Annotated in this window: 21 protein-coding genes and 8 tRNA genes; 2 read left to right on the top strand and 27 right to left on the bottom strand. The window is 25.6% G+C overall.

Annotated features, from left to right (window positions below):
- Positions 1-3: 3 nt before the first annotated feature.
- Positions 4-795 carry an HAD-IIB family hydrolase gene (locus ACXX84_RS00545; protein WP_458572715.1) on the bottom strand — a complete coding sequence of 264 codons (792 nt, stop codon included), beginning with the start codon at positions 793-795 and terminating at the stop codon, positions 4-6.
- 71 nt (positions 796-866) lie between these two features.
- Between ACXX84_RS00545 and ACXX84_RS00550 the strand changes: the two genes are divergently transcribed.
- Positions 867-1,865, top strand: a complete 999-nt coding sequence (locus tag ACXX84_RS00550) for a hypothetical protein (RefSeq protein ID WP_458559607.1) — start codon at positions 867-869, stop codon at positions 1,863-1,865.
- A gap of 192 nt (positions 1,866-2,057) precedes the next feature.
- Here ACXX84_RS00550 and ACXX84_RS00555 read toward each other — a convergent pair.
- From ACXX84_RS00555 to tsaE, 12 genes are all read right to left on the bottom strand, one after another.
- Positions 2,058-2,133, bottom strand: a tRNA-Phe gene (locus ACXX84_RS00555).
- Position 2,134: 1 nt separating this feature from the next.
- Positions 2,135-2,211 (bottom strand) — tRNA-Asp (locus tag ACXX84_RS00560).
- Between the two features lie 2 nt (positions 2,212-2,213).
- Positions 2,214-2,289: transfer RNA gene (locus tag ACXX84_RS00565), tRNA-Met, on the bottom strand.
- Between the two features lie 65 nt (positions 2,290-2,354).
- A tRNA-Ser gene (locus tag ACXX84_RS00570) sits at positions 2,355-2,445 on the bottom strand.
- Between the two features lies 1 nt (position 2,446).
- Positions 2,447-2,523: transfer RNA gene (locus tag ACXX84_RS00575), tRNA-Ile, on the bottom strand.
- Between the two features lie 25 nt (positions 2,524-2,548).
- Positions 2,549-2,625, bottom strand: a tRNA-Met gene (locus ACXX84_RS00580).
- Position 2,626: 1 nt separating this feature from the next.
- Positions 2,627-2,703: transfer RNA gene (locus ACXX84_RS00585), tRNA-Ala, on the bottom strand.
- A 1-nt stretch (position 2,704) separates the two neighbouring features.
- Positions 2,705-2,781, bottom strand: a tRNA-Pro gene (locus tag ACXX84_RS00590).
- A 130-nt stretch (positions 2,782-2,911) separates the two neighbouring features.
- On the bottom strand, positions 2,912-4,516 hold the full coding sequence (locus ACXX84_RS00595; RefSeq protein WP_458572716.1) for an ATP-binding cassette domain-containing protein: 1,605 nt from the start codon (positions 4,514-4,516) through the stop codon (positions 2,912-2,914).
- The gene (locus tag ACXX84_RS00600; protein WP_458572717.1) at positions 4,509-6,083 is read right to left on the bottom strand and encodes an ATP-binding cassette domain-containing protein; all 1,575 of its coding nucleotides are present in this window, start codon (positions 6,081-6,083) and stop codon (positions 4,509-4,511) included. Before ACXX84_RS00600 ends, ACXX84_RS00595 begins: the two co-directional genes overlap by 8 nt.
- Before the next feature lie 225 nt (positions 6,084-6,308).
- Positions 6,309-6,848: a tRNA (adenosine(37)-N6)-threonylcarbamoyltransferase complex dimerization subunit type 1 TsaB gene (tsaB, locus tag ACXX84_RS00605; RefSeq protein ID WP_458560939.1), complete on the bottom strand. Its 540-nt coding sequence runs from the start codon at positions 6,846-6,848 to the stop codon at positions 6,309-6,311.
- A gap of 1 nt (position 6,849) precedes the next feature.
- Positions 6,850-7,245, bottom strand: a complete 396-nt coding sequence (tsaE, locus tag ACXX84_RS00610) for a tRNA (adenosine(37)-N6)-threonylcarbamoyltransferase complex ATPase subunit type 1 TsaE (protein ID WP_458559611.1) — start codon at positions 7,243-7,245, stop codon at positions 6,850-6,852.
- Between the two features lie 38 nt (positions 7,246-7,283).
- Between tsaE and ACXX84_RS00615 the strand changes: the two genes are divergently transcribed.
- Positions 7,284-8,237, top strand: coding sequence for a potassium channel family protein (locus ACXX84_RS00615; protein ID WP_458557221.1), 954 nt, complete (start codon positions 7,284-7,286; stop codon positions 8,235-8,237).
- A gap of 50 nt (positions 8,238-8,287) precedes the next feature.
- Here the strand turns inward: ACXX84_RS00615 and proS are convergent, their stop codons facing one another.
- The 14 genes from proS to ACXX84_RS00685 all read right to left on the bottom strand — a co-directional run bounded on the left by proS (position 8,288) and on the right by ACXX84_RS00685 (position 23,693).
- Positions 8,288-9,718, bottom strand: coding sequence for a proline--tRNA ligase (gene proS, locus ACXX84_RS00620; protein WP_458572718.1), 1,431 nt, complete (start codon positions 9,716-9,718; stop codon positions 8,288-8,290).
- A gap of 138 nt (positions 9,719-9,856) precedes the next feature.
- Entirely contained in the window at positions 9,857-12,358 is a 2,502-nt protein-coding gene (gene lon, locus ACXX84_RS00625) for an endopeptidase La (RefSeq protein WP_458572719.1), read from the bottom strand.
- 105 nt (positions 12,359-12,463) lie between these two features.
- Positions 12,464-13,588: an HAD family acid phosphatase gene (locus tag ACXX84_RS00630; RefSeq protein WP_458572720.1), complete on the bottom strand. Its 1,125-nt coding sequence runs from the start codon at positions 13,586-13,588 to the stop codon at positions 12,464-12,466.
- Positions 13,589-13,772: 184 nt separating this feature from the next.
- Complete coding sequence (locus ACXX84_RS00635; protein ID WP_436358497.1) at positions 13,773-14,411, bottom strand: MPN527 family putative ECF transporter permease subunit; 639 nt, start codon at positions 14,409-14,411, stop codon at positions 13,773-13,775.
- On the bottom strand, positions 14,404-15,279 hold the full coding sequence (locus ACXX84_RS00640) for an ROK family protein (RefSeq protein ID WP_436358498.1): 876 nt from the start codon (positions 15,277-15,279) through the stop codon (positions 14,404-14,406). Before ACXX84_RS00640 ends, ACXX84_RS00635 begins: the two co-directional genes overlap by 8 nt.
- The gene (upp, locus tag ACXX84_RS00645; protein ID WP_436358499.1) at positions 15,279-15,902 is read right to left on the bottom strand and encodes a uracil phosphoribosyltransferase; all 624 of its coding nucleotides are present in this window, start codon (positions 15,900-15,902) and stop codon (positions 15,279-15,281) included. The genes ACXX84_RS00640 and upp overlap by 1 nt, the downstream gene beginning before the upstream one ends.
- Before the next feature lie 37 nt (positions 15,903-15,939).
- Positions 15,940-16,608: a deoxyribose-phosphate aldolase gene (gene deoC / locus ACXX84_RS00650; protein WP_458559333.1), complete on the bottom strand. Its 669-nt coding sequence runs from the start codon at positions 16,606-16,608 to the stop codon at positions 15,940-15,942.
- Between the two features lie 2 nt (positions 16,609-16,610).
- Positions 16,611-17,906, bottom strand: a complete 1,296-nt coding sequence (locus tag ACXX84_RS00655) for a pyrimidine-nucleoside phosphorylase (protein ID WP_436358502.1) — start codon at positions 17,904-17,906, stop codon at positions 16,611-16,613.
- 59 nt (positions 17,907-17,965) lie between these two features.
- Positions 17,966-18,664 (bottom strand): purine-nucleoside phosphorylase, encoded by a 699-nt coding sequence (deoD, locus tag ACXX84_RS00660; protein WP_436358503.1) that lies wholly within the window; start codon positions 18,662-18,664, stop codon positions 17,966-17,968.
- A gap of 130 nt (positions 18,665-18,794) precedes the next feature.
- Positions 18,795-19,403: a CDP-diacylglycerol--glycerol-3-phosphate 3-phosphatidyltransferase gene (pgsA, locus tag ACXX84_RS00665; protein WP_436358504.1), complete on the bottom strand. Its 609-nt coding sequence runs from the start codon at positions 19,401-19,403 to the stop codon at positions 18,795-18,797.
- On the bottom strand, positions 19,396-19,911 hold the full coding sequence (locus ACXX84_RS00670; protein ID WP_436358505.1) for an MHJ_0274 family protein: 516 nt from the start codon (positions 19,909-19,911) through the stop codon (positions 19,396-19,398). Before ACXX84_RS00670 ends, pgsA begins: the two co-directional genes overlap by 8 nt.
- 26 nt (positions 19,912-19,937) lie before the next feature.
- The gene (mgtE, locus tag ACXX84_RS00675; RefSeq protein WP_458560330.1) at positions 19,938-21,389 is read right to left on the bottom strand and encodes a magnesium transporter; all 1,452 of its coding nucleotides are present in this window, start codon (positions 21,387-21,389) and stop codon (positions 19,938-19,940) included.
- A 20-nt stretch (positions 21,390-21,409) separates the two neighbouring features.
- The gene (locus ACXX84_RS00680) at positions 21,410-21,982 is read right to left on the bottom strand and encodes a diadenylate cyclase (protein WP_436358508.1); all 573 of its coding nucleotides are present in this window, start codon (positions 21,980-21,982) and stop codon (positions 21,410-21,412) included.
- Positions 21,983-22,040: 58 nt separating this feature from the next.
- On the bottom strand, positions 22,041-23,693 hold the full coding sequence (locus ACXX84_RS00685; protein WP_458557227.1) for a hypothetical protein: 1,653 nt from the start codon (positions 23,691-23,693) through the stop codon (positions 22,041-22,043).
- Positions 23,694-23,846: the final 153 nt, after the last annotated feature.

Consider the following 23,846-nt stretch of genomic DNA (forward strand, 5'->3'; position numbering starts at 1 on the left):
TTTTTATTTAAATGATTTTAGTATTTTTGATACTCCGCCGTTCTGTTTTCTCGGTCCTACGACATCCGCAATTTCTTGCAACCTTTTAGAACCACTTTTCATTGCTACTAAAGTACCTACAATATTTTTTGTTGTAGAATCGTTCATAGAATCGCCAATGTGCATTGATTCTTTTAAATCAATATTTAAAAATTCTGCTATGGTTTTTGCTGCTTCTCCTTTTGAACAATCATGTCTTGTAATTTCAATTGCGTAATTTTTACCCACAATTCTTGCGTCTATTTGGTTATGAAATTTAGTTGTTAAATCATTAAATAAATTTTTAATTTTCTTTTTTGAATGTCCTATTACAAGAATTTTATTTAATTCTTTGATTTCAAACTCTTCATAGTCTTTATGACTAAAGTGAGAAAATAAAGAATATATTTTGTTTCAAAAACCACGTCCATAAACTATTGATCCAGGATTTGCAACAAAAGTAAGTTTTTGATTAATTACTTCATCCAAAATTTGTTTAATTACTTCTTGAGAAATTTTATAGTTTTGAATTTCCTTAAAATTTTTGTCAAGTATAATGGAACCGTTTTGACATACTATAAATTTAGCATTAACTGATTTAGCTATTTTTTCTACTTCATGATTAAAGGTTCTACCTGTTGAAACAACAACAGGATATTGTTTTGAATATTCTAAAACAGCATCTTTATTTTTTTCACTCATTTTAGCTCAAACACCTATACCTTTATCTAAAAGTGTTCCATCTAAATCTAAAAATAATAATTTTGGAAATTTCATAGGTTAATTATACTTGTTTAATTAAAAAATATGCTAAAATTTATAATTAATTTTAATGTAGAAAGGAAAATATGTTCCCATATAAAGCTGAGTCTTTTAATGGAAATATTGATTTAGCAATTTTTGTTAATCTATTAATATATATATCAATATTATTAATAGTACCAATTACAATGGTTTTACTAATTGCTAAATTAAAACCAACTATTAAAAGAAGTTCAAATATTTACTTATATGCCCTAAGTGCAGGAATGCTAATTATTATAGGAACAGTAGGATTTTTAAGAGAAGGTTTTGATACCATCGAACACAAAATTCATCATCAAGATGAATTGAAAGATTTTCTAAGTAAAAGTGTTTATAATGAACAATTATTGACTTTAGCAATAATTGGTTCAGGAGCAATTATTGGAATTGGTACTATTTTTATTGTTAGATATATTTTTGTGCGTTTTTTTGGTGTTTCTGATGTTCACAAAGACCATAATGAACATGGTCATAGCGACCACATTATAAACTTTAGTGATATCGATAATCCTAAATCTGCTTGATTAGCTATATTATTGCTTTTATCACATAGAACAATTGATGGATTTATTTTAGGAGCTACAGTTTCAAGAATAAGTGTAGGTGAAGATATTAATGTAGGTTTAATTGTTACATTTAACATTCACATTGTAATTGAAATTTTGATTGTTTATTATAGACAAGTACAATATGGTCAAACAGTTAAAAAAGCAGTTATTTATAACTTATTAACTACTCTTTTATTAATTCCTATTATGACTATAGGTGCATTTATAAATAGACATTTGCAAACAATTTGATGATTACTACCAATAATTAATGCTTCTGGTGGTTCTATCCTAACTTTTGTTGTTGTAATAGAACTTGTTCCAGAGTTCATTCACTTAAGAAATGGTTCAAAAAAAGAATGATATTGATCATTAATATTCTTTGCTATTGGAATTATAGGAACTTTAATGATGCTTTCTTTCCACTCTCACGAAGCAACACATGTAGAAGAAGTGGTAGAAAATCATGCATTCATTAAATTACTTTTAAAATAAGAAATATTTCAATCTATTAAGATTGATTTTTTTTATTAGTTTCCCAGTTTGGTTAATTAAAAAACCGTTTATGCCTGTTTTATGGGGCAAAACGGTTTTTATTTATCTGATTTAATTACATTTTTTAATTTAATCATTCTTTTTAAAAAGAATAAAAAAATCACCTTCAAAAGGTGAGGTCATTTTTTGAAATGGTGGCTCCGACAGGAATCGAACCAGTGACACACGGAGCTTCAATCCGTTGCTCTACCTACTGAGCTACAGAGCCATGGCGGTCCAGACGGGGATCGAACCCGCGATCTTCTCCGTGACAGGGAGACGTATTAAACCACTTTACCACTGAACCGTTGGTTGCGGAGATAGGACTCGAACCTATGGCCTTCGGGTTATGAGCCCGACGAGCTACCAACTGCTCCACTCCGCTATATAAATGTTGTAAATTGACAACATTGGAATTATTTTTAAGTTATTACCTTATTTAATAATAAATGGCGGGCAATGAGGGATTTGAACCCCCGCGGGCGGTGAAGCCCCTGCTAGTTTTCAAGACTAGTCCCTTCAGCCTCTTGGGTAATTGCCCATGGTGGACCCAACTGGACTCGAACCAGTGACCGACCGGTTATGAGCCGGTTGCTCTAACCAACTGAGCTATAGGTCCAAAATAAACCCGCTGGGTTTCCATATGGTGGCTCCGAAGAGAGTCGAACTCTTGACCTTTCGGGTATGAACCGAACGCTCTAACCAACTAAGCTACAGAGCCATGGTGGAGAGGAAGGGAGTCGAACCCTCTACCTCCTGCGTGCAAGGCAGGCGCTCTAGCCAAGTGAGCTACCCCCCCATGGTGAAGAAGACAGGATTTGAACCTGCGACCACTACGACCCAAACGTAGCGCTCTGCCAAGCTGAGCTACTTCTCCGTTGAAAATTATAACATAAAATACAAAAATCAAAATATTTTTTAATAATTTTTTTTAAATTTATTTTTAAAGGCATATTTATTAAAAAAATAATAAGAAAAGAACACTTATTTTAGTGTTCTTGATTTTATTATATTTCATTTAAATTTATTATTTTATTAAATTTATTTAATTGTTTTGAATCTAAATGATGTGATACGTAAATTAAAGTTTTATTGCTATCTAAAAATTTATCTAAAATTTGCTGTGCTAATTCTTTATTTAAATTAGATAATGATTCATCTAAAATAATAAAATCTTTATTAAAGTAAATCAATCTAGAAAGTGCAAGTCTTTGTTTTTGTCCTAAAGATAAAGATGTAAAACTATCAAAATCACTAGAAAATGCGTTTTGTTCTAATTCTTTATTTAAGTCTACAAATTCTAATGCTTCTTTTATTTTTTGTTCATCATTTTCAAGCAAGGAAACATTTTCAGAAACATTTTTGTCAAAAACAAAATTTTGATTATCTAAGTAAGAAATAGCATTTTTTATACTTTTATCGTTGAATGTTTTTATATCTTGGTTGTTAATAAGAACTTGTCCTTGATAATTATCTAAATCATTTAATAAAACACTAAGCAGTGTTGATTTACCAGAACCAGAAGCACCAATTAATGCGTATTTTTGCCCTTTAGAAAAGGTTTGATTGAAATCTTTAAAAATTACTTTATTATCAAAACTTAAATTTAAATTTTTAATTTCTATTTGCTCTATTGAATCAAGTTTTAACTGATTTTCTTCTTTTTCAAGATTTGTTTCTAAAAGTTTATAAATTTCTTTTGAAGCAACAAATTTTTTAAATTCAGAAATAAAATCTAGAAATTCAGTTTTAGAATTTTCAATAACTTTTTTAAAAATATAAATCATCCCTATACTTACAGAAGAATCGTTTTTAAAATACATAAATACCAAAATAATTATTCCTATTATTTCACCTGCTTCCACAACTAATTGTGAAAGACTATTATTAAAAATATTAAATCTTTCTTTTTTATAAGTTTTTAAATAATAATCTAAAATTTCTTTTTCTATAAAGGAATAAAGCATATTTTCTTTATTAGCATAATATAAAACAGTATATCTATCTATTCAATAAGTAAGTTTAGAAGAGAGTTGATTAAAAGAAATTTGTTTTTGTTCTGTATATATTTTTGCTTTTTTAACTGAAATTAAATTTGGAATAGTACTTAAAGTAAAAATTGCTAAAACTATTAATAAAATTACTCAATTAGTTATTCCAAAAAATAAGAAAATAAATAGTAAATTCACTAATATTGCAGTTAATTGTGCTAAAGGAATGATGGATTGAGATGTAATTGCACTACCATTATTTATAATTGAATTAAAAGCTAAATCTGGACTATATTTTTTCATCCCTTTTTCATTAGTATTTAAAAAATCACTATAAAAGTTTTTAGAAATACTTTTTGCAACATAAAGCAAAAGCTTATTATAAAAAGTAAAGTAAAAATAATTACTTACAAATAAAACCACATTTGCTAAAATTAATATTATTATTAAAATACCAAAAGTTAAAAAAGGATCATTTTTAATAAATGATAAGGTTTTTAAAACACTATCAATTGCATAACCTTCAATAATTGAGAGAACCATTTCTATAACACTTATTAAAATAGAACAAATTAGAAAAACAGAAAAAGTAAATTTCATATTTTTTAATGTTTTATTCATTTTCATCTCCTTTTAGTTCTATAACGTGATCATAAAATTCTGGATTTTTAAGATGATGTGTACAATTTATAAATAGTAAATTGGGATTATTTTTGAAAATATTTTCTAAAATTATTTTTGCATTTTTCTCATCAATATTAGACATTGCTTCATCTAAAATTAATAAATCTGGCTTTTTAAAGAAATATCTTGCAATGTTAATTCTTTGCTTCTCTCCTACTGATAATTCATCATCTTGTTTAAGTTCTCTATTTAAATCTAAATTTTCTAAATTTACTTTTAATAATGCTTGTTGAACTTTTTGCTCTTGATTCTCTTCTCAAAGAGAAATATTATTATAAATAGAATCAAAAAAAAATTCTTCTCTATTAGATAAAAATATTAAATTTTCTTTTAAATTATTTATATTAATTTCTCTTAAATCTTTTCCATTTATACGGATATTTCCTTTATAATCATCAATTTGTTTTAATAAAATATTTAACAAAGTAGATTTTCCTGATCCTGATTTTCCTATAAGGGCATATTTTTTACCTTTTTCAAAAGTAAAATTAAAATTTTTGAAAATTTCTTTTTCTTCATAGTTAAAATCAAGAGATTCTACTTCAATTTTATCTATATTTTGTTTTACGATATTTTCTTTAGTAATTTCTTTTGCACCCGTAAATTCTTTAATATATTCTTTGTAAGTTCCAAAATATTGAAGTAACATAATTATTTCTCTAAAATTATGAGCAAATCCCATAAAGAAAGAAGGTATAACAAAAATTGTTCCCACAGGTTCATTTAGATAAAAAATAAAATATCCTGCTATAAAAAGCAATAATATTGATGAAATAATTTGAAAAAAACTATTAATTAGTTCAAGCAAAATTACTTTAGATTTTTTAGTATTTATTTCTTTTATTCAATTATTCAAAATTGAATTAACCAATTGAATAATTTTTTCTTCTTTATTTAAATAATATAAAATTTTAAAACCATTGAAAACTGTCTGTAAAGAAGAAATAAGATTTTCTTGATTTACAATATATTTTTCATTTATCTTACCAGCTAAAATACTTAAAAATAAAGGAATTATAAAGGCTAAAATTAAAACTGCAATTCCTATTAAAGCAAGTTTTCAACTTATAAAAAACATAATGATTAAAACTACAATATTAGTTAAAGTTTTTAAAAAACCTTCTAAGGAATGTTCAAAAACTAAACTAGTAATTTCAGGAATTCTTTCTTTAATTCAAATTAAATATTTTCCTTCTTTATTTTTCTCTATTTCATAATTAGAAATAGAAGAAATTTTTGTAATAGCATCTTTTGTTAATGTTTGATTTATTTTCATATTTAATTTATTTTTTAAAAATAAATAACAAAACGTTGAAATTACAAATAAAGATGATAAAACTGCATTTGCAATAATAAATTTATTATATTCTTCCCAATTTCTTTGTTCTATTGCATCTATTAAATTTACCAAATATAAAACTAATAGAGATGAACTTAATATAGTAAATAAATAAAAAATTGTAAAAAATATGATAATTCATTTATTGCTAAAATATTTTTTCATACAATAATTTCCTTTCTTTTTTTGACAAAAAATTACTTTTTCAAGTAATTATTTATTTTTAAATATAACAATTATTAAAAAATTAATTTACTTGAAAAATGAAAAAATAATTACTAATACTTATAGTAATAATATTTTTAATTTTCTTAATAAAAATATTTCTTTTCATTTTTCCCTCTTTTTGTCTAATTTAATTTTAACACAAAAAGAAAAATTTTTACCAGCTTAACCGATATGTGGTTTTTTTACATAAATCGATTGAATTTCGAGCAAATTTTCTTCTAGTTTAAATAATTTTTGATAATCAAAGAAATTATTTATTACATCTAAATAATCGATTGCTCAGTTTTGATTTCTTTCAACCACTTCTATATCTGAAAGGATTTTTCCTTTTTGAACAAATGCTTTATAAGAAGATTTGCCACGAGCATCAATATATGCAATTTCTTTATTTTTTGTATGTAAAGAAACTAAATTAAAACTAGAAGTTGTGTAAATATTAATGTTACTTAATTGTGCAATGGTACGACAAAAAACTAAAGCTATTCTGCTTCCTGTAAATGTTCCTGGACCTAAATTAATGTAAAAACTATTAATATTTTGTAAGCTAAAATTGTTTCTTTCTAAAAGGTTTTTAAAAACTAAAGGTAATTTTTCTGATTTTTCTTTTAATTCAGTTTCTAAAACATAATTAATAAGTTTATATTGAGAATCAAAAAGAGCCACAACTAAATCATTTAACGTTGTATCTATAAAAATTTTCATTTTAATCCTCCGTATTTATAGTAATTTCATAAATTCTTTCATTGTTTGAAAATTTTATATCAATAGCAATAAAATTTTCATAATCTAAATTTAAATTTTTAGATCATTCGATTATAACTTTTTTATCTTCAAAATAATCTTCAAATTCTTCTAAATCACCTAACAAATTATAAGCATCGATATGTATTAAGTTAGAATATACTTTCATTTTGTTAAAAGTAGGAGAAACTACATTTTCTTTAATACCTAACTTTTTTGCAATTAATTTTGTCAAAGTTGTTTTTCCTGCTCCTAAATCTCCATTTAAATATAAATATTTTCAATTAAATTGAAAAATGTAGTTAACTATATCTTCTAAATTTTCTTCTTTTTTTATAAAAATTATTTTATCTTTCATATTTATATAATTTTATTACATTTTAGTATAATACAATTATGAAAAACAAATTATTTTTTTTAAAAAGTGACTATTTTCTAACTATTTTGGACAATATAGTTGCTACTAGAGAAAATATGAAAGGTATTAAAGACGAACATCAACAAAAAGTTAAAATAACTAAGATAATATATTTTTCAGTGATTTTCTTCTTTTCTATTCTTTCAATTTTCAGTACCACAATTTTAGCACTTTACTTAAATAACAATGATTCTTCAGGAATCAAACATTTAGTAGGGTTTATGGAGGTATTCACATTCTTTTTAATGATATTTGACTATCTTTTATGAGTGTGAAGCGCTCCTGTTAGAAATGTAAAAAAACATAAATATCCAAGAATTTTCTTTGTGTTTTCTGTCTTATCTTTTAATTTAATATTATCAATATTACCTTCATTATATTCTATTGATTTATTAACACCAACAGAACTAAATATTTCTTGAATAACATTATTAAAAAGTTTTAAATTTTTAAGAATGATTAGAATAATTTTATTATTAAATTTATTTTCATCATTTTCTTCATTATTTTCTGTTTTTAAAACACAAAAAACAATTTTAACCAATATTTTTGTTTTTATAATAATTGTTATTTTACTCTTCTCTTTAATTATTTTAGATGCAGAGTTAGATTATATTAAAAACAATAAAATACCAGAAGAAGATTTAGGCAGTTATGTAAATACGTTTCCTAAAGCTATTTATTTTACTACCATTACTTTAACCACTATTGGATATGGAGATATAACCCCTCATTCTGATATTGCTAGAAGTTTAGTAGTAATTATGTCAATTATAGGTATAGCTATCTTTGCAATCCCTTCCGGGGTTATTGCAGGAGCATTTTTATCAAAAGTGCAAACTAAAATTGAAAAAAAAGAAAAACATAAAAATACCAAAAATACAGAAAAACAAAACAAAAACGAATCAAATAACCAAAATAGTGATAAATAATTATTTGAACATAAACAAAGAAAAACACAAGTTATTTAAACTTGTGTTTTTTAGTAAGCTTTTGCAAAAAGAACATATCTTTTTGAAGGTTTTTGTGAAAACATACATAATCCTTCATCAACTGGCTTTAAATATTTAAATGGAATACATCTAGAAGTAGCACCAGTTTCTTTTTGAATCATTTCTTCTTCTTTTTCATCGCCATTAAATGCAGTAATGACAAATTTATTTTTAGCAATTTCTTTTTTGAAATCTTCATAGTTATTTACAACTACTGTATTGTCTTCAAGTCTTTTTTTAGCTTTTTGATACATACTATCTTGAATTTCAATTAATTTGTCTTCAAGGTAATCTCTTAAAATAGAAATTTTTACTTTTTCTTTTTGTAATGTATCTCTTCTAACTACTGTAACTACACCTTCTTCAACATCTTTAGGTCCTATTTCCACTCTGATAGGAACTCCTTGAATTTCTGAATTAGCTGCTTTATAGCCCGGTTGATTGTCACTTCTATCTACTCTAACTTTTAGTTTTTTAGCTAGTCATTTTTCTAATTGATTTACTGTTTTTGATACTTGTGGATTTTTATTTGCAAAAAGTTCAAGAATATCAACTTGAATTGGAGCTATTCTTGGTGGGATTACAATTCCAGAATCATCTCCGTGAGTCATAATTAAAGCACCTAATAATCTCGTAGATAAACCTCAAGATGTTTGATAAGCAAATTCATCTTTATTATCTTTATTTGTAAAAATAATTTTGAAAGCACGTGAAAAATTTTGAGCTAAATAATGGGAAGTTCCTGATTGAAGCGCTTTTCCATCCTTCATCATAGCTTCAATTGTATAAGTAGAACAAGCTCCTGCAAATTTTTCTCTTGGTGTTTTTTTACCAACAACTGTAGGAATAGCTAAATATTTTTTTAAAAATCTTTCATAGAGTTTAATCATATCTCTTGTGAATTTTCTAGCTTCCATGGCATCAGAGTGAACTGTATGTCCTTCTTGTCATAAAAATTCACTAGTTCTTAAAAAAGGATTTGTTGTTTTTTCTCATCTCATAACTGAAGTTCATTGGTTATAAATTAAAGGCAAATCCTTATAAGATTCAATATTTTTTTTAAACAAATCAGCAAATAAAACTTCACTGGTAGGTCTAATATACAGATTATTGTGTAATTTTTTATCACCAATATGTGTTACGGTAACTAACTCAGGAGCAAAACCCGCAACATGTTCTTTTTCTGTATTAATAAAGAAATCAGGAATTAACATTGGCAAATAAACATTTTGAATTCCTTTTTCTTTAAATAATTTATTCATTTCTGTTTGAATATTTTCTCAAATAGCATAAGAATTAGGTTTAAAAATTATAGTTCCTTTTACAGGACCATATTCGATTAATTCTCCATTTTTTATAACATCTACATATCACTGTGCAAAGTTTTCTTTTCAAGGTGTAATTTTATCAAGTTTTTTCATATGTATAATTTTATATTTTTTTAGTAAAAAACAAAATAAAAAATTGTTTTTTTAATATTATTTTAACTTTTTGAAAAAAGGTACTTATTAAATAAAAAATTCAACCATTATGGTTTTGGTTGAATTTTTGTTTTTAAATTATTTATTTTTTGTTTGAGATTTAAAAATATAATTGTAAATTTCTTGATAATTAGAAACTGGATGGAAAGTAATGTTTTCTTTAACTTCTTCAGCTAAATCAACAATATTTTTTTCATTATCTTTAGGAATGAAAATAGTTTTAATACCAAATTTATATGCTGCAAGAGTTTTCTCTTTTAAACCACCAATTGCTAATACTTTTCCTCTTAAAGTTATCTCTCCTGTCATTCCTATTGTTGGAGAAACAGGTTTTTTAGCTAAAGCAGAAATAATTGCAGTAGTAAAAGTTACACCAGCAGAAGGCCCATCTTTTGGGACTGCACCTTCAGGAACGTGGATATGAATTTGATTATTTTCGAAATCAAAATCAATACCAAATTCTTTAGCATTTGCACGAACATAACTAATAGCTATTTCTGCAGATTCTCTCATAACATCTTTTAACTGACCAGTTAATTTTATTTCAGCTTTTGTAGAAGGAACGGTGTTAACTTCTATTGACAATGTTGAACCACCATAAGCAGTATAAGCTAATCCATTAACTATCCCTATTTGTGGTTTAGTTTCGTTTATATCATCTGAGAATTTTTCAATTCCAAGCATATCTGTTACTACTTTTTTATCAACTATAAAATCTTTATCTTTGCTAATTTCATTTTTTAATAGTTTAACGATAATTTTTCTAGCAATTTTATCTAAATTTCTTTTTAAATCTCTTACTCCCGCTTCTCTTGTATAAGATTTAATAATATATTCAATTGTTTCTTGATCGATATTAAAGTATTTTTTGTCTAATTGAGTTTCACTTAAAACTTTATCTAATAAATGATTTTTAACAATTTCTTTTTTTTCTAATAAAGTATAGGAAGATAATTCAATAATTTCCATTCTATCTGCAAGAGCTTCAGGAATACCATCAAAGTAATTTGCAGTTGCAATAAAAATAACTTTAGATAAATCGTATTCTGTTTCTAAATAATGATCTTGGAAAAATTTGTTTTGTTCTGGATCTAAAACCTCTAACATTGCTGATGCAGGATCTCCTCTAAAATCTGAAGACATTTTATCAATTTCATCTAACAAGATAACTGGATTAGAAACACCTGCTTTTTTAATGGCATTAATTATTTTTCCTGGCATAGCTCCAACATAAGTTCTTCTATGTCCTCTAATTTCTGATTCATCTCTAACTCCACCAAGAGAAATTTTTATCATTTTTCTTCCAATAGCATCAGAAATAGATTGAGCAATGGAAGTCTTTCCTGTTCCTGGAGGACCAACTAAAGTTAAAATAGGCATATTATTATTTAATTTATTTGAATGTTTATCAAATAAACTTAAATCTAAAGCAGCATTTTCTGTAGGCAATGGTTTAATAATATTTAATTTTTTTTCATCATTTTTATTTTTTATGTTAGTTAAAACAGCAAGAAATTCTAAAATTCTTTCTTTAACATCTTTTAAACCAAAGTGTTTTTTTGCTAATTCTTTGGATGCCTGTTCTATGTCTAAATGATCAATTTTTACTTTTCTTCAAGGTAAATTATAAATTAAATCTAAATAATTTTTAGTTACATTCGCTTCAGGAGAGCTAGACATCATTCCTTTTAATTTTCTTGTTTCATTTTTAATTATTTCTCTTACTTCTATAGGAAATTTATTTTCATCATCTTTTTTAAACAATTCTTTTTCATTTTTTTCTTCTTGAGAATCTTCATCCCCTAATGTTTGACGAATTGCTCTCATTTTTTCTCTTAAAATAAATTCTTTTTGTTGTTTATCAAGAGTTTTTTTCATTTTATTTTCTATTTCATTAACAATTGCTCTTTCTTGAATCAAACTATTAATAAAATCTGCCATTGCTGCTAATCTTTGTAAATTATCTGTTGCAAAAATTAAACGTTTTTTATATTCTTTTGGTAAATCTACTTCTTCAGCAATTGCTAAAAGTGGAAAAATGATTTCATTTTCATCCATTAAATTTTTTAATGAAAAAAGTGGTTCAAAAAATTCTTTAATTGGTTTTAAAAAGGAATGATTTGAAAATTCTTCTTCCATTTTTCTAATACCTGCTTTTACAGCACCAAGACTAGAAGAATTAAATTTTATAAATTCTGCATCAACATCTTGACCAATAATTCTACTAAAACTTTTATCTACTGGAGAAAAAGAATTAATTTTAACTTTTTGAGCTGTTGGTAACATATTTAATTCAACAAAAGTTTTCATTTCTCTTTTGATATCAATTATTCTCCAAACTATACCAACTTTTTCTTCATCAGGAATTACTTCCATATTCATTGTAGAGTCGATTCATAAATCAAAATGAGAAATAACTACAGGAAAACCTTCACTTAAATCATTATTTTTCCCGTATTTTTCCCTTTCTTTTCATAAAAATTTAAATTCTTGTTCATCAAGTCTAATTACTTTTTTAGTAAAAAGAAAGACTTCATCGAAATTTAATAATAACATTTTGTTTTTTGTTTTATTTTGCATATCTCCCCTTTGCTTAATTTAATTATTTAATTATACAATAAATAAAATTATATAATAAAAATTAGCACTCTATAATAAAAAGTGCTAATTTTTTTAAAATCTATTTTAATCTTTTCATTTTAATGAATTAAGTGCTGCTTTTAATGCTGCAACTTTTTTATCATCAGAAAGTCCGTAATATCCTTCTGCAAGTCCTTCTTCAAATCCACCATATGAAGCATTACCACCAATTAGAACATATCCTTCTGCTCAAGTTTCATTTTCGTGAGTTACTTGACCATCTGTGCCTTTTGTATATTTAATTCCTTTTGTATTAACATCAAAGTTACCAAATAATTTTTTTGTTGTTTCTAATACGGTTTTTCTATCTTCATTAGATTTTTTAGCTGATGCTAAATCATTGAAATCATCGAAGTTATCTCCAACTCTCATAACAACTTTAAAGGAAACAGCATTTGCTCCTGTTTGTTCTGTGCTTAAATCTAATTTTTTAGAACTTACTAAATTCATTCTTTCTTCTTTTGCGGATTTTACTCTTTTTCCATCAGAATCTTTTTTAATATGATTTCATGGTTTGTCTTGACTTAAATCAACCCCTTGCATTCATCAAATTCATTTTGGCATATATTTTGCTTCTAATCCTTCAGTTACTAAATTTGCTTTTGTGGGTTCTAGTTGATTTTCTTGTTCTCTATTTGAGTTGAACATAACAACTCCACCTTTTGATCATACATGTTTAATGAATTCAATAGCTCCTGCTATTTTTTTAGCTTTTTTATCTTGAACAAATTCATTTCATGAATCTGCATTAAATGTTTGTTTATGTAATACTAAGTAATTTTGGTAAGCATAGTTATTTAAAACTGTTTCATCTAAATCCATAAATACAACTGGAATAGATTTTCCTTCTGTTGTATTTGTAACAGTTACATGGTCTCCGTTTGTTTGTACTTTATCAAGTTCAAAAACACTTTTTTGTCCTTCTACTAAAGTATCGAATTGTTTCATTGCTGATTGGTATAAAGTGTATGCCATAGCATCTTTTTCTGCTGAAACTGAATTTCAAACATTAGTTAATCATCTTTGATTATCTAAAATGTTTTTATCTTCAGAATTTTGGTTAGTTGAATTTTGATTTGTTGTTTTTTCACCACAAGAAACAACGGTTGCAAAAGCGATTGCTGGTGTTAACACTAGACTTGATTTAATTAAAATATTCTTTAATTTCATTTTTCTCCTTAAAAATATTAATTTTTGATTACATATAAAATTATAGAAAAATATGAATAATTTTTATAAAATAAAATCAAAAAGTTGCATTTTTTATGAATTTTTATGGAAAAATTCATTTTATGCCCTTTTAGTTAATTAAATTTTGAGTCCGTTTCAATAAAAAAACATCATATTTTGTTTTTTAAATATGATGTTTTTGTTTTCTGTGATTTTTATAATAAGTTTCTAAAAATACAATAATTCCAAAGGTTAATATTGAAGAAAGAAGGTAATTAGCTAAATTAAATGGAATAAAAGTAATTAAAGAAACTGTAAAATATTCAGTTAAATATTCTTTATAACTCATTTTTAAACCATATAAATAAAAATATGGTCAATTAAAAACAAAAATATTTAATGTGGTAATTACAATAGTTGTAACTATAATAGATAAAACTAAAGATAAAACAATAAACCAATTTTTATTTTTAATTATTTTTTCAAAAAGTTTTTTAAACAAGAAAAAACTAAATATAAAGATCAAGTTTGCTACTAATAAAATAAAATGTCCCAAATAACCCGTTGCATCTATATTTAATTGAATTACTGGTCCTAAAAGAAATCTTATTAATAAAGCAATTAAAGTATATCTATAACGCAAAAAGAACGCGATTGGAAATATAAAGATAATTGATAGGTCAATTTTTAAACCAAAATCCCCAAGTGGTCACGCTATATATTTACTTAGAAAAAGAGCTATTAAAGATAAACAAAGAAAAATAGCTGTAAATACAATTGAAAACACAACTCTTTCTTTGGAGTAAGAAAAGTTTTTATGCATTTAATAAATAACTTAATCCAATAAGTGCTGAATTGTCCTTTAATTTATCAAATTTAAACTTAACTTGTTTAAATTGTTGTTTATCACAAAGTGTTTTTGCCATTTTAATAGCTTCTTTTACAAAGAAACTGTTTTTGTGAGTTACTGAACCTCCAAAAACAATTAAATTCGGAGCTAAAATCCCTATAAATGTAGCAATAGTTTTAGCTAAAGTTATAACAGATTCATTATAAACTCTTTCAAAAGTTTCATCTTTGTTGTAATTTTCTAAAACTTCTTTTGCATCTACTTTTTTATCTTTTAATTGACTAGCTCTTAGTGCAAAACCTGTTCCAGAAACAAATAGTTCTGCAGCATATTTAGATAAATGAAATGTGCTAAAAAGTGGTTCTCCAAGAGGAATTCTAGCAATTTCTTGTCCTAAATGATTTACTCCAGTGTAAATTTGGTTGTTAATAACTAATCCTGCACCAAATCCTGTAGAAATGGTAAAAAATTGAGTTATATCTTCTTTATTTTGATTATAAAAATGATGGTTAGCTAAAGCCATAGCATTAGCGTCATTTTCAAAAACAATTTTTTCTAATTTAGTGTTATTTAAAAGGTATTCTTTAACATTTAAATTTTTTCAACCTTTTAAATTAGGAGTGTTAAAGATGATACCATCTTTGTAGTTAGCAGGCCCTGGAATGCAAACTGCTAATTTATTAATTTCATATGTATTGATAAGTTTAACTATTTTATCAAGTGTTTCTTGTCAGTTAGTTGTGTTTGTTTGAAATTTAATTTTTTTTGTAATTTTGTGTTCTTTTATTAAAGCGAAACGAACATTAGTTCCGCCAATATCAACTGTTGCAAATTTATTCATTATTTTGTACCGAAAATCCTATCTCCTGCATCTCCAAGACCAGGTAATATATATTTTTTATCATTTAATTTTTCGTCTTTTGCTGCTAAAAAGATTTTAACATCTGGATGTTTAGAAGAAACATGATTAATTCCTTCTTGCACACCAACAAGACAAACTAAATTTATATTTTTAAATCCATCAGCTTTTAATCTACTAATAGAATCTACTGCTGATGTTCCAGTGGCAAGCATTGGATCTACCACTAAAATTAAAGAATCTTTAGAAACATTAGGTATTTTATAAAAGTATTCATGAACTTCAAAAGTTTTTTCATCTCTATAAACTCCAATATGTCCAACTCTTGATGTTGGAACAAGTGATAAAATTCCTTCTACCATCCCAAGACCAGCTCTTAAAATTGGTACTATGACAATTTCTTGTTCCATTTTTTGTCCAATGGTTTCCACTCCCACTGCTGTTTTAACTTTACAATCGACAGTTTTATAATCTCTTAAAATTTCATACACCATTAATGTTGAAATTTCTTTTAGTAATTCCCTAAATAAATGGTGTGTTGTGTTTTCGTCTCTCATTATTGTTAATTTTGTAGTAATTAGGGGGTGATTTAAAACTTTTACCATTTATATTTCTCCTTTATTTTTCTGTATATTTGGTTTTTTAATAGTTATTATTTTTATCTAAAGCTATTCCTTGCATAATTTGAACACCTGATGATGTTCCAAATCTTGTAGCACCAAGATCATACATTTTTTTCAAGTCTTCTAGACTTTTTACTCCACCGGCTGCTTTGATTTCAATTTTGTCTCCTACAACTTCTTTCATAATTTTAATATCTTCTTCTGAAGCACCTCTATATGAAAAACCTGTTGAAGTTTTAACAAATTCTGCTCCGGAAGCTAAAACTATTTCTGTTGCTTTTTTGATTTCGTCCTTAGTTAATAAAGCGGTTTCTACAATAACTTTTAAAATTTTAGAACCGATTTCTTTTTTAACTGCTTTAATATCGTTTAAAACAAATTCATATTGTTCGTCTTTTAATTTCCCGATATTAATAACCATATCAATTTCATCAGCTCCGTGGTTAACAGCGAGTTTTGCTTCTTGTGCTTTTGCTTGTGTAATCATTGCACCTAAAGGGAAACCAACCACTGCTGTGATTCCTACTTCAGAATTTTCTAATTTTTCTTTTACATATTTTACTCATGATGAGTTTACACAAACTGTTTTAAAACCGTATTCTTTTGCTTCAGCAACAAGTTTATTAATTTCTTTTGTTGTTCCTTCTGGTTTTAAATAAGTGTGATCAATTAATTTTGCTCAATTCATTTTTACTCCATTTTTTCTAAAATTATTTTATTTTCTACTGTTTGAGAATTTATTTTATATGAATCTTTTAATTCTTGAACTAATTCTTCATTTATTGGATTTGAAGAATATAGTGTGAATAAAAGATCGTTTTTATTAACTTTGTCATTTGTTTTTTTGTTAATTTGTATTCCTGCTTCAAAATCGATTGAATCTTCTTTTGTTTCCCTTCCTGCACCAAGTTTTGAAGCAACGATACCAAAATCTAATGCGGAAGTGATTTCCATATATCCATCTTTTTGGGCAAATACTTCTAATTTGTATTTTGGATTTCAAAAATCAGCAGCTTTCAATTTATCAACATCTCCGCCTTGGAATTTTACAAATTCATAAAATTTATCAAGTGCTTTACCGTTGTGAACTACTTCTTCAATCATTTTTAAAGCTTCTTGTTCATCGTTTGTAACTTTTGCTTGTTTTAGAATTGTAGAACAAGCAGAATAACATAGCTCAACAAAATCTTTTGGTCCATTACCTTTTAAAGTTTCAATAGCTTCTAAAACTTCATTTTTATTTCCAATAGCTTTTCCCATTGGTCTAGACATATTGGTTATTTCTACTCTAACATCTCTATTAAGTTGTTTTCCTATAGTAATCATTTGTTCGGATAATTTTTTTGCTTCTTCTAAATTACTCATAAAAGCACCATTTCCACATTTTACATCTAAAAGAATTGCATCTGAACCAGTTGCTAGTTTTTTAGACATAATTGAAGATGCAATAAGTGGAATTGATGATACATTTCCCGTAACATCTCTTAAAGCATAAAGTTTTTTATCAGCAGGAACTAAGTCATTGCTCTGTCCTATAACTGCAATTTTGATTTTATTTACTTGATTGATAAATTGTTCTTCAGTTAACTCAACTCCAAAACCTGGAATTGATTCTAACTTATCAATAGTTCCACCTGTATGTCCAAGTCCACGACCTGACATTTTAGCAACCGGAACACCTAAAGCTGCTATAATTGGACCTACTACTAAAGTTGTTTTATCACCAACACCACCAGTTGAATGCTTATCAACTTTTATTCCGTGAATTGAAGATAAATCAATTATTTTTCCTGATTTCATCATTTCTAAAGTAAATTTACCAATTTCTTTAGGTGTCATTCCTTTAAATAAAATTGTTGTTAGAAAGGAAGACATTTGATAATCTTTAATTTCTCCACTTACATAATTATGAATAATAAATTCAATTTCTTTATCTGTAAGTTCAAAACCTTCTCTTTTTTTTATTATTAAATCAACTATTCTCATTTTTTTCTCACTTTTCTTTTTTTAAAATAGACCAACCTAAAAGTTAGTCTATTTTTGTTTTATGCAAGTTCTAAAGCAATTTCCATCATTTGTAAAAATTTAGTTTCACGTTCTTCTGATGAAGTTTCTTCTTTTGTAATTAAATTATCTGAAATGGTTAATAAACAAGCAGCTTCTTTATTTAATTTTTTAGCATTTGCAAATAAAGCAAATGATTCCATTTCAACAGCAACTGCTTTTGTTAATTCAATTGTCTTATTTAATGGTCTAGAAGAGTAGAAAACATCAGATGAGTGAACTCTTCCTACATGTAAATTAATTCCTAATTTTAAAGCATTTTCTAATAATTGTGCATTTAATTTTTTAGATGGTTCTAATAAATGTGTATTTTCTCCAAGCACAAGTTGTGAAAATGCGTGTGAATCTGAATAAGCACTATCAGCTAATAAAACATCGTATAATTTTAAATCTGCTGTATAAGCTCCTGCAGAACCTATTCTTACAATTCTATCTACATCATAAAATTTAAATAATTCATATGAGTAAATTCCAATTGATGGGACTCCCATTCCTGATGCAGCGATTGTAATTGGTTTTCCTTTGTATAATCCAGTGTACATAAACATATTTCTAACTGTATTTACAAGTTCAACATTTGTTAAAAATTTTTCAGCAATAAATTTTGCTCTTAATGGATCTCCAGGCATTAAAACTGTTTTAGCAATTTTCCCTGGTTTTGCATTAATATGTGGGGTCATTTTTTCTCCTTAATTTAACTAATTTATTATTACTATTATACAATAAAGTTATCTAAAAGTTTTTAAATTTATCTAAAAAGAAATATAAAATAAATAAAAAACTTCTTGGGAAAAAGAAGTTTAATTTATATTATTTTTTTAGAATTTTTGTCATTTCTTTCACATATAAAAATCCAGAAAATAAAGAGAAAATAAGTGCTATAAAAAGCGGGATATTTACAACTCAGTAGATTCAAACTCAGTTTGTATTATTAATAAAAAATGGTGTTATTCAGAAAAGGAAAGGAATAGCAAAGCTTTGAATAAAGGTTTTTCATTTTCCTCAAATAGAAGCACTAATATTTAAATTATTTTTTGCTGCTAAATTTCTACATCCATCCACAACAATATCTCTAACAATGAAAACAATTACTACTCAAATTTCTGTAAAATTAAATAGTCCTAAAAATATTAATGCAGTTGTTGTGATAACTTTATCTGCAATTGGATCAAATAGTTTTCCAAAATTGCTAACTACATTTCATTTTCTTGCTAAATATCCGTCTAAAAAGTCTGTAAACATTGCAAGCAAGAAGATGATAACAGAAACTGCTAAAAGATGAAAATTAATAAAACTATCTTTAAAGGCATATTTATAATGTGCATTATTGTAATAAATGACTAAAAGAATAACAAAAGGAATTCATAAAATCATTCTAAAAATAGTTAAATAATTGGGAATATTTTTCTTTTTAGACATTTGATAAAACCTCTTGCTTAAATTGTTCTTTTTTAGATAAATATTCTTCTGAATTTTTTTCTAAAAAGATTTTTTCCATATCTTTAAAATATTTTATTTCTTCTTGATTTTTTTTAGATCATAAATTTGATTTATTTTCAATTAAATTTAAAATATTTTGATGAATTGTAGTATCTCTTTCCAATTTATTATGAATAAAAATTTTTTTATATTTTTTTTCATGAGTGATTTCTTTTAATTGTTTTTCTGCAAAACTACGAATGTCCTTCATTTTTTTATCACCAACAGAAACTACAAATTTTTTTAAAAAGTCATCGTTAATTTCCATTATTGCATTCACTTTATATACAGATGCTTCAATTACTTCTTGCTCTATTTTATTTAATTCTGCTTTTTCTTTTTTGATTTTTTTTCTTTTGATTCTTTCTGAAATTATTTGAAATAAAAGAACTCCGATAATTAAAGCTAGTAAAACCCCAGCAATAACTCATATTGTTACTTGATCCATATTATTTTCTCCTTATATAAATTATATTAAATTAATAAGAATATTAAAATAGTTATACCAAAAAAGATAAAAGTTGAAGTTGCATCTGTTAAAGTTGCTAAAATAGGTGCAGACATAACAGCTGGATCTTTACCCATTCTTGCTGCTAATAAAGGTATTACAGAACCTAAAATTTTTGAAAAGATAATTACCAAAAACATTGATACAGAAGCTGCTGCTGAAATTATTAAAATATAGGCATATTTAGGTAATTTAGTAACAATTCCTTCACTGGATGTAATAAATTCTGTATTAAAAATATCTTTTGTTATCATAAAATAAATTACTAATCTTGAAAAATTGACTAGCATTAATATTAATCCAATAATTGCTCCAACATTAACTTCTTTGAAAAATACCTTTTTTAAATATCCTCTTTTTTCTATTTCCCCTAAAGAAAGGGCTCTTGTTATGGTAGTTGCTGATTGCGAACCAGCATTTCCAGCTGAACCCGAAATTACAGGAATTATCGAAACAATTGTTGAAATAAATATCCCTAGTCCTAAAGCTTTTAAACTTGAACTATTTTCAAGTGAATCGGTAAAAAGTTGAATAACAACTTGTGATAAAGTAGAACCTAACATCAAAATTATTAATCAAAATATTCTTGATTTTACAATGGTTAATACTTTAGTTTTTAAGTATTCTTCTTCAACTATCTTCGAACTAATTCCTGCCATTTTATAAATATCTTCTGTAGCTTCTTCTTGAAAAATATCAATAATATCATCTGAAGTCACCATTCCAACAAGCTTATTAGATGAATTCATTACCGGAATTACTGACATATCGTGTTCAGCAAAGATATTAGCAACTTCTTCTTTTGAGTCTGTTGTATAAACATTAGGAACTGCAAACATAATATCTTTAAGTTGGTAAGATACTTTTGAAAAAACGATATCTTCTAAAGTTAAAGCACCAACTAATTTTTTATTTTTATTAACAATGTAGTAATAATGAGTTAACTCTACTTCATCTTTTTTATTTCTAATATATTCTAAAGCTTGTCCTGCGGTTCAATTTTCTTTTAAAGTTATAATGTCTACAGACATCACCGAACCAATTTGATCTTCATTATATCTTAAGATTCTGTTTAATGCTTTTCTTGTTTCCGGATCGATGTTTTTTAATATTTTTTGTGCTAAATTTTGTGGAATTTCTTCAATTAAATCTGCAATTTCATCTGTATAAAGTTCATCAACAATTTGATTAAGCATATCTTGAGAAAAATTATGAATCAAATTTTCTTGTATTTCAATTGGCAAATAAGAAAAAACATCTCCTGCTACTTCTGTATTTAACATTCTAAAGAAAATTATTCTATGAATATCATTTAATTTTTCTACCTCATCGGCGATTGTTACAATAGGAGTATTTTTCGAATATTCCCTAATCCAAGAAATATCTTTTTTTTCAATAGCATTTTCAATAGGTGTCATATTCTGCCCTCCTTTGTTTCTTAATTTTTAAGTTTTGTTTCTAAAATTTTTCTAAAATCATCTATTAAAACGTATTCAAATTTACCATTTTTTGCAATGGTAATTCCTCCTGTTTCTTCTGAAACAACAATAGTTGTTGAATCTGATTGTTCACTAATTCCCATTGCCGCTCTATGTCTAGAACCAAATTTATTATTAATTGATTTAGATGTTATTTTGTAATAGGTGGAAGCATAAATCATTTTATTTCCACGAATTATCACTGCTCCATCATGAAGTGGAGAGTTTTTATTAAATATAGAAAGTAAAAGTGAAGAAGAAATATTGGAATCAATTTTTATTCCATCTGTTCTTAAATTTTCAATATTATCGTGATTTTCTATAGTTATTATTGCTCCTGTTTTAGTTCTTGAAAGTTCATCAACTGCGTTTTTTAATTCTATTATTACTCTATTTTTATTAGAATCAGCTAATTCTCTGAATTTTGATTTTTTACTTTTTATATCTTTAATTAAAATTAATATTTCTTTTATTCCTATTGATAGAAATATTATAAAGACAAGTATAAAAGTAAGTATAACTAATGCTAACATTATTATTCTTTTTAAAAAAACGTATCTTAATAAATTTGATACGTTTTAATTTTTATTATTAAACTGCCAAGAAGAAAATTAATAATGATACTAATAAAAGTAATAGTAATATTCAGAAAATAAATCATAGAACATAGTTTGTTCTAGTTCAGATACTTTCTTTAGTTTGTTGTACGTTTTGAGTACCTGTATTAATATCTAAACTAGAAATTTCAACAACTTCAACATCAATTGCTTCTTTTGTAGATTTTTTAACTAAAACATATTCTTCATCTACATTTATTTTTTCATTAGTGTGGTAAACTAAAACCTTACCTGAAACAACTAAAGATTCAGAATTTTCATTTATTATTAGTTGTGGATTTTCTTTATTAGATACAACAGATGAAGTTTTTGGAGAAGAAATAATTGTTTGTTCTTCTTTTTCAATAGTTGAATATTTATTTAATTCAGCATTTCATTTAGCGATTTCTTGTTCTATATTATAACATTCTTGACATCCTTCTTTTGATTCCAAGTTTGTTACATGGTGAATATCTGATTTTTTGAATAAGATTTCGCATCCTGAACATTTTTCTTCTAATTCTACTTGATTTGCTTTTGCACAAGCTTCACAATCTGAAGAAATTTCTACTTTATTTTTTTCTTCTAAAGTTACAAAATCTTTTGATTTTTCTTCATTTTCAGCTAAAACTTGAGTTGAAGGTGATACGTTTGATTTAACAAATGAATCACAAATATTACATCCATTTATTAAATTTTGATTTTCAATTTCAAGTAATCTTAAACATTCATCACAATCTATATGTGACAATTCAACTTCTTTGTTTGTAGATGAAATAATTTCTTTATTATCATTTGCACTATAGTCACATTCTGAACAAGTTTGTTCATTTTCTTGTAGTTGACAACCTTTGCATTCTTCTTTTTCAATTTCTACATTATTTTCACATACTTCACATGAATTAGAGTTTGGTAAATCAGATGATATTTCTACAGCAGAAACAACTTTAGATGTATTTTCCTCTAAATCACATTCTTTACATTCATAACAGTCAGAACCAACTTCTGCTTCTAATTTGCATTCTAAACATTCTTCTTCAACAACAATATTTTCTTTTGTTTCTAAAATTGGAGTTTTTTCTTCTTCCAATTCGCAATTACATTTATTGTCATCTTCTTCTTCAAATTCAGAGCATTCTTTACATTCTGAACAATCTAAAGTTTCATCTTTTAATTCAACCACTTTGTTTGAATCTTCGATAGAAGAGGCAATTGCACACATTTCGCAATTACAATTTCCTTCTGCAACATTTGAAGAAGAATGAGAAACAACTTTCACTTCTTCTTTTTTAACTTCTTCAACTTTATTTCAAGTCTCTACACTTGCATCTAGTTTTTTGCACTCTTCACAATCATCAGAAACGTTTCATTCAACTTCTACTTCTTTTTTCTTAGGTTCAAAATGAACAATTTCAACTTCAACTTCTGAATCTTCTTCTTCACCAATTCTTGTTTTTATTGAACTAACAAAAATTCCGTTTTCTCTTAGTCACATTGTTGCATTTAATTTTAATGATTTGAAATAATTAATAGTTTCTTCTAAACTGTTAAAAACTAAATGATCTGGTTGTTTAGCTGCTTTAAATTGAAATTCAACTGTTTTTGTATTATGGTTTTCTACTTTAGAACAATAAAATTTTCTAATCATATTTCCTCTTTTTTAAAATTTTGTTTTCTATATTACTTTTAAAATTTTTATTTTGAATAAAAACTTTTAAATTTATTTTTATTTTTTAATATATAAAAATTTTACATTATTTTTTGAAAAAAGAAAGAAAATAAACACATTTTATAAAGAAAA

Source organism: Mycoplasma sp. AC157 (assembly GCF_054343415.1).